The following is a 9,826-nucleotide window of genomic DNA, read 5'->3' as shown; positions in this document are numbered from 1 at the left end:
AATCAATGGGTCCTGAGCCTAAGGCTCTCATGAAGCTCTGACCGCGTTGGTCCCCATCTACAATAGCAAGCAATCACGAGGCTATGGTAGTACTGATGTCACCAAATAACACACCTGAAGATGCTGCAAAAGTCTCCTATCAATTGGTGCGTGCTGGTTTCATAGCGAAAGGAACGACCCCCACCCGAGTGATCTGCCCCACTTGAGTGGTCCGGTTTGAAAGTTAGTGCATCGTGGGCCTCTGGTCTATGGGTACGATGCTTTCCGGCGCTGGTGGGCGGTAGCCCAAAGAGCTGTGCGGGCGCACCCTGTTATGATGTTGGCGCCAGCGCTCGATCAGGATCTGGGCTTCTCTCAGTGAATAGAACACCTCCCCATCAAGCAATTCGTCGCGAAGCCTAGCGTTGAAACTTTCCACATATCCGTTCTCCCATGGCGAACCCGGCTCAATATAGGCCGTTGTGGCGCCCACCGCTTCGATCCAGTTCGCAGCCTGGTCGCGATGAACTCAGGGCCGTTGTCGGACCTTATGAACTCAGGTGGGCCGCGGAGGATGAACAGGTCTGTCAGCGCGTCGATCACTTCGACAGAATTGAGCTTGCGTTTGACACGTATCACCAGCACCTCCCGGGTGAACTCATCGACGATATTGAGCATGCGGTAGGCCCGCCCGTCCGCGGTCCGATCCTGCACGAAATCATAGGACCAGACGTGGTTCGGCCGTTCGGCCCGCAGCCGCACGCAGGAGCCATCCGCCAGCCAAAGCCGCCCGCGTTTCTTCTGCTTTTGCGGCACTTTAAGCCCTTCGCGTCGCCAAATCCGCTCGACCCGCTTATGGTTCACGCACCACCCCGCCTGACACCCCGCCTGAACCAGCAAACCGGTGATCTTGCGAGAGCCATAAGGAAGTCACCGTCAGCAACGTGCAGGACGGCGCAGAAACCCCGTGGTTCCTGCTGGATACTTCCCGCGCCGTGAAACCGCTATCTGGCAGGAGCGCGAGGACTACCAGTTCACTGCGATGAGTGATCCGGCAAACCCCCCATGTGTTCATGAACGACGAATACATCTACCGCGTTCGGGCACGGGTCAACGCGGGCTTTGGCCTTTGGCAACTCGGCTATGGCAGCAAGGGCGCTCTGACCTCGGAAATTTATGCCGCTGCGCGTTCCGCGATGATGAACTTCCGGGCGGATGGTGGCCGGATATTGGGCATCCAGCCGACCACATTGGTCGTACCGCCCTCTCTTGAGAGCGATGCTCTCAAGCTGCTGAACTCGGAGCTTGGCTCAGGTGGTGAAACCAACCAGTGGAAAGGCACCGCGAAGTTGATGGTCTCGCCGTTTATCGGCGAGTGAACTGATGCTGAACGAAGCAAGCGCAACATGTGAGCTATCCTGTAAGGCTCCGGATTGGGTCCATTTGTTTCCGCCTGGGCACATGGCTGGTTGGGATGGGCGACGGTTCGCCCTGTCCGATCCGCAATCGGTCAGACTGGCATTCCATCAGTCCGGCGTCGATCTGCCGATTGACTACGAACACCAGAATGACCGCAAGCCTGATGGGCATGTCAGCCCGGTTCCCGCCACCTCTGGATCAAGGAACTGAAAGCGGACGCAGCAGGCCTCTGGGTGCGCGTGGAATGGACCGCTCAGGCGCGCGAACTGATTGCGACCGAGGCTTACCGCTACCTCAGCCCCTCCTTCTTCTTCGGGCCGGGCAACAAAGCCATCACCAAGCTCAAAGGTGCTGGGCTGGTTCACAATCCCAAACTTCAACTTCATGCCCTTGCAAGCCAGGACACCGCCATGCCCGACAGTCAAAATTTCATGCAGCAACTGGCCCAAGCTCTGGACCTGCCAGCCGAAGCTGAACCCCAAGCGGGTTTTGAGGCAATTGCGACGCTCAAAGGGGAGGCCCGCGCAGAAACTGCCGCCCAGTCTCATGATCCCGCGCGCTTCGTTCCCATCGAGGCCATTCAGGAATTGATGCAGGATCGAAACCAACAGCCTTCGACCCAAGCGGAAAGCCGAATTGCAAGCAAGGTCTCGGACGCGGTCGCGAACGGCATCATCCTGCCCCGAATGAAAGAATGGGCCGCTGCACTCTGCCAGAAAGACGAGGCGGCATTTGATACCTTCGTTTCCAATTCGATACCGGGAGCATACGCCCATCTGATCAACTCAACGTCGTTGCCCAGCGATCCCGACAACGGCATTGGGCAATCCACATCCAGTTCACACGAAGCGGCTGCGATCTGCGCCCAACCGGGATTGTCACCCGACCCGCTCAGTGACTGAGGTGCGCGGGCTCCCCCATCCCTAATCTGCGCATGCGCTTGACCTCTTCGTGGTCTGGCGTGGATCTGCCCCCTTTTCGTAGTTTGCCGGACGTCAAGTGGGGGCTGCCACAGACCGTTTTAAGGATCAGCAGGCCTACACTTCCACTTCCAAAGCCTACCGCACAGGTGCAGCCCTATCTTGATGTATTGGGGCCAGAACTGACGGTCCAATTTCTTCTTCAGTTCGGTGGCTCCGAACTGTTTATCCCGCAAAATCCAAAAAGGCGGCCGAGGGTCGAGAAACTGGTTGGAGCGGACAACGTGCGGGCACTGGCAAATGTAGCGCATCTGTTGCAACGTCGTGTGCCATTGGCAAACGCTTGGATATCCGCCTTTCTCCACTGGCAGGGGATGCCCGTCAATGAAATCGCCAGGACGATCCGCCGGACGGACAGAACAGTCCGCCTGTATCTCAATCAGTACAACATGTGATGAAATACCTGAGGGTGTTCTAGGGCGCAGGCGGTGGGGCCTCGCAGTCCGGTCGAGCCGGAAACCCCACATAGCGCTCCGATCCGGAGATCGTGCTACGGCCGCGAGAATATCACCGTGTCACGCCTGCGAGAGTAAGTATGGAAATGTGCGCCGCCACTTCAACCTCTGAACCTTCTGCCCCATCACTGGAAGATGAAGAGCGGCTTAGATTGGCTCAAGCTCTCGATAGCGTGAAGGCCATCGAAGCCATGGCACATGTCGCTCTCTCACATCTCACCTGCGCTCTTGAAGCGGCGCCTGAAGCTCATGTTGAAGACCCATCGAAAGGCCCCTTCAGGGCGGAGTATCATCGCCGCCTTCACCGCCCTGGTCGTCCGCGCCGTATTGACGCCGACCCTGAACTGAGAGCCTTTGTCCTGAATCGGATCGACGTCATGACCTTCGAGGAACTGGCGGCAGCGATTGCCGACGGGTTTCCCCCAGGCCGAAAAGTCGGAAAGAGCGCAATTCATGACTGGTTTCACAATACGCGCCGATAATCCCATCCGAGAACGACCGAGATAGACCGGCCTCTTCCGGTATCAAACCTTCTGAAACGGCGGTATCAGGCTGAATGATTGCTAACAAGCGCATTGGCCTGTGGCAGCCCGCCCCGGGGTTTGTCCTCAGCTTCGGGGTTTGACTTTCGGGGCCGCTCTTTCCCGAAGGTCGTCGTCCCGCTCGGTCCAGCTGACACGAAAATCCACCTTGCACTGACCATCATTGCGCTCGGCCCGAATGCGCAGGGTCAGCAATCCTTCGGGGGTCAACAGGATTTCGTTGTCGTCATCGCTCAGGCTCAGTTCGCCCTTCGCCAGCCCCTTGCCAATCGCGTCGATGAGCGTCTTCACCGTCTTGCGGTCCTGCAGCGAGTCATGGCGAAACCGCGCATCATCGCGTGCCTTGTCGTCCTTTGCCATCTTCGCCCGCCTCATGTTCAACGTCTGGCTCAACTGATCCTGAATTGCCGCTCCGGCGCGAAATGCTTGGCCCGCGGATAGTCCCTGCTCAATCCGATGACATCCCCGCTGGGAAAGATCAAGGTCGCCCCGGCACCGATCCCTGACAGCCCCTCCCCCTGACGAGAGCTCCGGTCCAGGGTCACGTCACCTTCCAGATGCAACAGCCCCCTTTTGGCCAGCAGCCGCTGACCCTTTGCATTGTTCACATGTCCCTGCACCACCATATGGACGCCCATACAATGCAGATCCGCCACGCCGGCCCTTGTCAGCTGCGCGTCCGAGGTGCGGTATTTCGTGCGCACCAGATTTGCCAGAGGGCCGAAGTAGAAGGCGAACGGATCCTGCCCCTGCCCGGACCGGTAGCGACGGTTCACCGTGGCGGCTCCCCCCTCCGCCAGCAGGCGACACATGCTGTCATCCACCCCGGCATGCACGAACAGCAGCGAGCCCAGCTGACAGACAACGTCCATCGCGTCATAGAACCAGGCATAGTCGCCTCCGGGCATGAAGAACACCTCGCGGCACTTCAGCGCCGCCGCCAGAACCGCGCGTGCACTCAGCCCCGCCCGCAGAACCTCCGCGTCAAACTGCGCGGCTTTCCGCTCCAGCTTGGCGATCTCGAGCGCCACGGCGGCGGACTTCAGATGCTGCACCGCTGCGACAGAGAACCGCTCCGCCCAGCCTGCACGCGGATGAAGACGCGCCCGGCATTCGGCCTCGGACGGCAGGGCCGCGAGGTCGGCCGCGCTCACGTATCGGTCGTGAACCTCCCGCAGCAACGGGATGATCTTGCGGCCCATCCGCACCAGCAGATGCTCGCTCAGCGCCGTCGGCGTCTCCTGCAGCGCGCCGATGGCCAGCCGCAGCCGCAGATCGTGATTGCCCGCCAGAATGCGCAGGTCCGGCCCCATCGCCATCAACGCGCCCAGCGCATCCAGCATATCAAGGTTGCTCGGTCCCTTGTCGAGGCAATCCCCCCCGATCAGGATCGTTGCGCTGCGGCCGAATGCCGTCAGGACAAATCCCCCCGGCGCGGCGCGATCGCGCCGGATCAGACCGGACACCACCAGCGACCGCAGAAATCCTTCGGCATCGGCATGGGTGTCGGAAAGGAAGACAACGGGCCGGGTCGGCCAGCGCCAGCCTCCATGGGCCTCGGCGCGGCTCAGGCAGGCCTTGAGCTGATCGATGCCGTCCGGGCCGGGGCTGCCGGAGTGGGCGCTTGCCACTGGCCAGCGCTCCAGTTCATGCGGCAAATCAGGGAGCTCGCCGAAGGGGTCATACACAGGCGGCAAAAGAGGCGAGCGGGCCGTACGGCAGGTCTGCAAAGCATCTGTTCCTAGTCCAGGTGGGTCTCCTGGCTGCGCCGGTGTTTCCAGGCGCCGCCACAGTGCGCCCATCTACCACGCCCCATGTAACAGAGCAGTAACGGGGTGGCATGATGCATGGAAAGACGCGCGATATCGCCCAATGACAGCAGCCCCAGATCACAGGCCGCATGACGAAACGAGGCCCCATGCCCGACGCAGAGCGTCAGCGACCGCGCGGGGGCCGCCTCTGCGACCCTTGTCAGATGATCCGCCACCCGCGCCCCCGCCTGCAACAGCGATTCCGCCCCCTGAAAGGGCAGCCGGTAGTGACTGTCGGATTTCCACCCCGGCGGCGCTGGGTCATAGCGCGGATCCAGATCAAGCAGCGCCTCGATCTCTGTCGTGGTCAGATTGGCCACCGCGCCCACCGCGCGCTCTGCCAGCGCCGGTGTCTCGGCAAGGGGGGCGACCCGGTGGCCCGCCTCACGCAGGACCGCCGCGACCGCTGTCGCCGTCTGCCAGGCGCGCAGTTGGTGCGAGCTGTGGATCACCGGCGCAAGGGTCCAGTTTTCCCGCGAAAGGATCGCATGCACTTGCGCCCCGCATGCCTGCGCCTGCGCCTGCCCCTCCTGCGTCAGGGGAAAGGGCTGCAGGGCCGATGGCGTCTGCGCCCGCTGATGATAGGCGCCATGCCGGATCAGCGCGACATAGCGCGGCGCGGGATCAGGCGCGGGATCAGGATCAGGCATCAAACAGATCGCGGCCAAGATTGGCAATCGAGTCGAAATCCACGCGGCCCGTCACCTCCTGCACCCGGACATGGGCGAGCGCCGCCAGATACCCCTCCGGCTCCGGCACCGCACTGTCGCGCAGAAACGCCCCGTCCGCCGCCTGATAGAAAGGTCCCGGACTTTTCATGATCGCACCCAAAAGGTCGGGGCGCGTTGCCAGATCGACCTGCTCGATCATGGTCACCTTGTCGACGTCGCGCTCCCAGTTGAGCACCCAGAAATCCGTCAAAGGCGCCGCATAGGTGATCCGGCCCGGCCCGTAGATGTCGGGAATGATCAGATCGTGTTTCTCTTCCAGCGTCCAGAGCGCATCCGGGGCCATATTGCGCAACTCGGTCTTGCGCGCCTCGCTCAGCATCCCCTGCAGGCGGTCATTTCCAAGTATGGTGCCCGGATTGATCCGCGGATGTTTGGGAATGCCCAGCCCGTCGGCGCCGGTTGCCGTGACCTGACACAACAGCCGGTCGTTGGTCATGAACTGCATCCCGGCAATGTCCATCATCCGCAGGACCGAGGTCGACTTGCCCCCGCCCGACAAGCCCGCGATCGCGAGAGACCGACCGGCTCGGGTCACGGCCGCCGCATGGCAGATCTGCCACCCCTCCCGCTGTGCCCTGTTCAGAACCTGCGTATTGATGAAATTCACCACCTGATTGGCATTCGCAGAGACCGGCCCGAATGCCACCAGCAGCGCCGGAGATTGCAGAAAGGTGACGCCGGTGCGCGCCTTGTGGATCAGCCGCCCGTCCGCAAGGTCATGGATCTCGTCCTTGCGCCCCTGCTTGCCCGGCTCCCGCGCCCAAAGCCGCCAGAGCGGCGCAGGGTCAATGCTCTGCCCCTCGGTCACATGCACGGTGATGTCGGCCCTCGCAACCGTGGCGCGGGCTTCCTTGAAATACTCTGCCAGCTCATCGCGCAGGGCAGGCGCCCCGCACAGAACGCGGAGCGTCACGCTGCCCACTTTCAGGTCCAGAGGCTCTGCCGCCTCGGCGGCGCTGAGATCCAGCAGCGCCCGGACCTGCGCAACATCAGATAGCGTCATTCATCCATTCCTGCGATCACGTGTTCCGCCACCAGACCGGCAGCATCCATCCCGCAGCCCTCCTTCACTCCGCGATACCCCCCGAAGGCAGAGACCTCAAAGACAATGGGGCCGCTGTCCGTCAGCGCGATATCCACCGTTGTGAAGGTCAAGCCAAACGGGGCCTGCGCGCGCCGGCCCAGATCGATCAGATCCGCATCCGCGTCGAAGGGCTCGTATTTGCCCCCCGACAGGATTGTCGTGTTCCAGCTGCGTCCGTCCTGTTTCACCCGGGCATAGGTACATAGGTATCGCCCTCCCAGAAACACCATTCCGAGATCCTGTCCCGACAATTCGCGCCGGGCCTGCACATACATCACCGGGTTTTCGGCCCTGAAGGCCGCGATCTGCGCAGGCGCATCCGCATCTGTCGCGGAGATCACGCACATGCCGCGGGCCTTGGTGGAAAACAACGGTTTGAACACCGCGCTGCCGTAGCTGCGGACCGCAGCCAACGCCGCCTCTTCGCTCTCGGTGATGGTGGTCGGCGGCATCGGGATGCCCGCATTGGCCAGCGTCACCGTGCAGGCAAGCCGGTCCATCAGCCGCAGGATCGCCTCCGGCCTGCTGAAGATCCGGACACCGCGGGCCTCGGCCACACGCAGCATCTCCAGCCGGTCCAGCGCATGATAGCTGTAGATCTCGGAAATCTTCTTGACCACCAGCCCGTCAAGTCCGCAAAGATCCTGACCGCGAAACATCAATGCGCCGCTGTCCAGATCGAGCGAGACCTCCGCCATGTCGATGACAAGGCGAAACCCCGTGCGCGCCTCCAATGCGTCGGCGATGGCCTCGGTCGACCACTTGCCCGGAATGCCCACCACCCCGATTTTGAGTTCAGTCACCAAACAGCTCCTTGATCGGCAATTTCAATCGTCCCTCCCGGCCCTCGGGCACCGCCAGCACCCTGTCCAGCAGATACCGCGACCTGAGGATCATGCGCCGGGCATGCTCCTTGTCGAAGACAAATCGGGTCGAGGAGGCAAAGCTGCGCGCAAGACCAAGCGCCAGCCGGAATTCGAATGTGTCGTCTTTCTGCGCCCGGGCAAAGCGGGTGGCCATCCGGTGCAGCCCGGCTGCCGTCTCGGCAATCCGCGCCCGCACCGGCCCGTCCTGAACCTGCAACCGGTAGTTCGACACCATGAACACCGAGACATCCTGCGCGTAGTCCATATAGCGCGACCGGTGCAGATCGATGAACCGGATCTTGTTTTCGCCCGGGTCGTAGATCACGTTGTCCAGGTTGAAATCCCCGTGGATATAGACAGAGAACGGGGCCGGAGCTGCCGCCTCGCGGGTCTCGGCGGCCTGCAACAGCTCGTCAAAGCCCGGCTGTTTCAGGCCCTGAATCCACAATGCGCCGGTCTTGAACCCCGGATGCACCCGGTAGACGTCCCCCATCCGCCGGGACAGCTGGCGCATCGCCGCCATCTCGGCCGGGGTCTCGATCCGGGTCCGGGTCCATATATCGCTCAGGGTCTTGTGCAGGGTCTTCTGCGCCGCCGCGAATGTCGCGTCCGCCTCGCCCAGAAGCGCCTGTTCAAAGGTATATCCCTGCAGGTGCTCGATCAGCAGCGCCGCCGACTGGCCGCGTTTTTCATAGGACAGGATGCGCGGGGCCAGCCCCGGATAGATCGCATGCCAGCTCTTCACCCCTGCGCGCTCTTCCTTGACCTTGCGTTTGTCGCCGTCCTTGAACACCGCATCGATCTGATCGCCGTCCTTGTCGCGGCCCGTGACCGAGGAAATGGCGCTGCCGGAGCGGGTTTCGGCCAGTGGTTTCAAGGCAATATCGTCGCCCGGCACCTTGCCGGCGGACAGCACGCTGCGCAGGGTGAAATAGCGCTCGAACTGCACATTCTGGCCGATGCTGATCGACAACAGCGCCTCGCTGATGCCCTGCAGGCTCTCTCCCATCCGCCGGACCTCATTGAGAACCAGCAGCGCATTGGCCAGATCCTCGGTATAGCGGGTGTCGCGCATATCCCGGGTATAGGTGCGGAACATGCGGTCGTAGAACGCATCGAGGCCCGCCTTGGTCTGGCCGATCTCGATCGCGCGCCTGCTGTCGGAGGCATGCAGCGCCGGCAGCACCTCCTGCAGCGCCGTTGCCACATGTGTCAGCACCGTTCCATAGGCGGCAGGGCGCAACAGTTTGACCCGCTCCACATCCTCCGCATGCACCAGCGCCAGACGTGCCAGCCGCGACAGCTGGTCAAGGTTGCGGGCAATCGTGTCCACGTTCTGCAACTGCAGCCGCCGCGATTGCGACGGTTTTCCGCGCCCGCCCGCAGCCCGACAGGAGGCCTGAACCCGCGACCACAGGTTATGGGCGTAGCCAGCCCGCAGGATCACCTTTTGCGCCGCCCCCGTCGATGGCGCCTTGAAATAGGCCAGCATGGAGGCCAGCTGGCTGTCCAGCTCTGCCAGCAGAAACGCCAGGTTTTCCTGCGCGGCTTCAGGCAGTTTCATATTGCACGACCCCTTGGTACTTTCTGCCGGTCCCCTCCGATAGCAGCGCGACGCAGGGCGGGTCAAATCGGGCAGCCCCCGCCCCGCTATCAGGCCACCCGCGCCCGATCTGTCTGGAATCCGGATGTTTTCCCATCTGGGCTACATATGTGACATCTCCATGACAGCCGGGCAGATGATGCCCGAGAAGGCGCAGATCCGCAGAGCGCGCCGAAGGATCCGCGTGGCTGACGCCAGATTGGTGGCGGCTTGCCCATGAGGGCGGCCTCAGTGCTCGGTCTCGGCCCGATCTCTGCCTGATCTTTGCCCGATCTCTTCCCGCGCGTCACCCCCGGACCCTCGGATGACACGGAGATCGCGGCAAGCCGGTGGCATTTCCAGTCGGTCAATGGCAT

The 9,826-nt window shown here is 62.3% G+C and carries 10 protein-coding genes and 2 pseudogenes; 5 read left to right on the top strand and 7 right to left on the bottom strand.

Features of this window, described 5'->3' with window-relative positions; all coding sequences use genetic code 11:
• Window positions 1-223: 223 nt before the first annotated feature.
• Window positions 224-903: pseudogene (locus FGE21_RS10085) on the bottom strand (IS3 family transposase); the annotation flags it as partial.
• Window positions 904-923: 20 nt separating this feature from the next.
• Here FGE21_RS10085 and FGE21_RS10075 point away from each other — a divergent pair.
• The 5 genes and pseudogenes from FGE21_RS10075 (at window position 924) to FGE21_RS10055 (ending at window position 3,315) form a co-directional block, all read left to right on the top strand.
• A pseudogene (locus FGE21_RS10075) lies at window positions 924-1,358 on the top strand (Mu-like prophage major head subunit gpT family protein).
• Window positions 1,359-1,362: 4 nt separating this feature from the next.
• Window positions 1,363-1,608, top strand: coding sequence for a phage protease (locus tag FGE21_RS20620; protein ID WP_139663162.1), 246 nt, complete (start codon window positions 1,363-1,365; stop codon window positions 1,606-1,608).
• The gene (locus tag FGE21_RS10065) at window positions 1,596-2,300 is read left to right on the top strand and encodes a phage protease (RefSeq protein WP_139663161.1); all 705 of its coding nucleotides are present in this window, start codon (window positions 1,596-1,598) and stop codon (window positions 2,298-2,300) included. Before FGE21_RS20620 ends, FGE21_RS10065 begins: the two co-directional genes overlap by 13 nt.
• 167 nt (window positions 2,301-2,467) lie before the next feature.
• Entirely contained in the window at window positions 2,468-2,773 is a 306-nt protein-coding gene (locus FGE21_RS10060) for a helix-turn-helix domain-containing protein (protein WP_255731491.1), read from the top strand.
• A gap of 140 nt (window positions 2,774-2,913) precedes the next feature.
• Complete coding sequence (locus FGE21_RS10055; RefSeq protein WP_139663160.1) at window positions 2,914-3,315, top strand: hypothetical protein; 402 nt, start codon at window positions 2,914-2,916, stop codon at window positions 3,313-3,315.
• Between the two features lie 126 nt (window positions 3,316-3,441).
• Here the strand turns inward: FGE21_RS10055 and FGE21_RS10050 are convergent, their stop codons facing one another.
• Genes FGE21_RS10050 through FGE21_RS10025 form a run of 6 tightly spaced genes read right to left on the bottom strand, consistent with a single transcriptional unit; the run spans window position 3,442 to window position 9,431 of the window.
• Window positions 3,442-3,735, bottom strand: coding sequence for an amphi-Trp domain-containing protein (locus FGE21_RS10050; RefSeq protein WP_139663159.1), 294 nt, complete (start codon window positions 3,733-3,735; stop codon window positions 3,442-3,444).
• A 29-nt stretch (window positions 3,736-3,764) separates the two neighbouring features.
• A complete protein-coding gene (locus FGE21_RS10045) occupies window positions 3,765-5,105 on the bottom strand; it encodes a metallophosphoesterase (protein ID WP_139663158.1) in 1,341 nt (446 codons plus the stop codon).
• Between the two features lie 11 nt (window positions 5,106-5,116).
• Window positions 5,117-5,836 carry a histidine phosphatase family protein gene (locus FGE21_RS10040; RefSeq protein WP_139663157.1) on the bottom strand — a complete coding sequence of 240 codons (720 nt, stop codon included), beginning with the start codon at window positions 5,834-5,836 and terminating at the stop codon, window positions 5,117-5,119.
• Entirely contained in the window at window positions 5,829-6,920 is a 1,092-nt protein-coding gene (locus FGE21_RS10035) for an HprK-related kinase B (protein ID WP_139663156.1), read from the bottom strand. Before FGE21_RS10035 ends, FGE21_RS10040 begins: the two co-directional genes overlap by 8 nt.
• A complete protein-coding gene (locus FGE21_RS10030; RefSeq protein WP_139663155.1) occupies window positions 6,917-7,804 on the bottom strand; it encodes a GAK system ATP-grasp enzyme in 888 nt (295 codons plus the stop codon). The genes FGE21_RS10035 and FGE21_RS10030 overlap by 4 nt, the downstream gene beginning before the upstream one ends.
• Complete coding sequence (locus FGE21_RS10025) at window positions 7,797-9,431, bottom strand: phosphotransferase (protein WP_139663154.1); 1,635 nt, start codon at window positions 9,429-9,431, stop codon at window positions 7,797-7,799. Before FGE21_RS10025 ends, FGE21_RS10030 begins: the two co-directional genes overlap by 8 nt.
• Window positions 9,432-9,826 lie beyond the last annotated feature (395 nt).

The sequence above is a fragment of the Phaeobacter sp. B1627 genome (assembly GCF_006265095.1).
Taxonomy (GTDB): domain Bacteria; phylum Pseudomonadota; class Alphaproteobacteria; order Rhodobacterales; family Rhodobacteraceae; genus Epibacterium.
The sequence above is the reverse complement of the archived record's forward strand: the minus strand, read 5'-3'. Positions and strand labels throughout refer to the sequence as shown.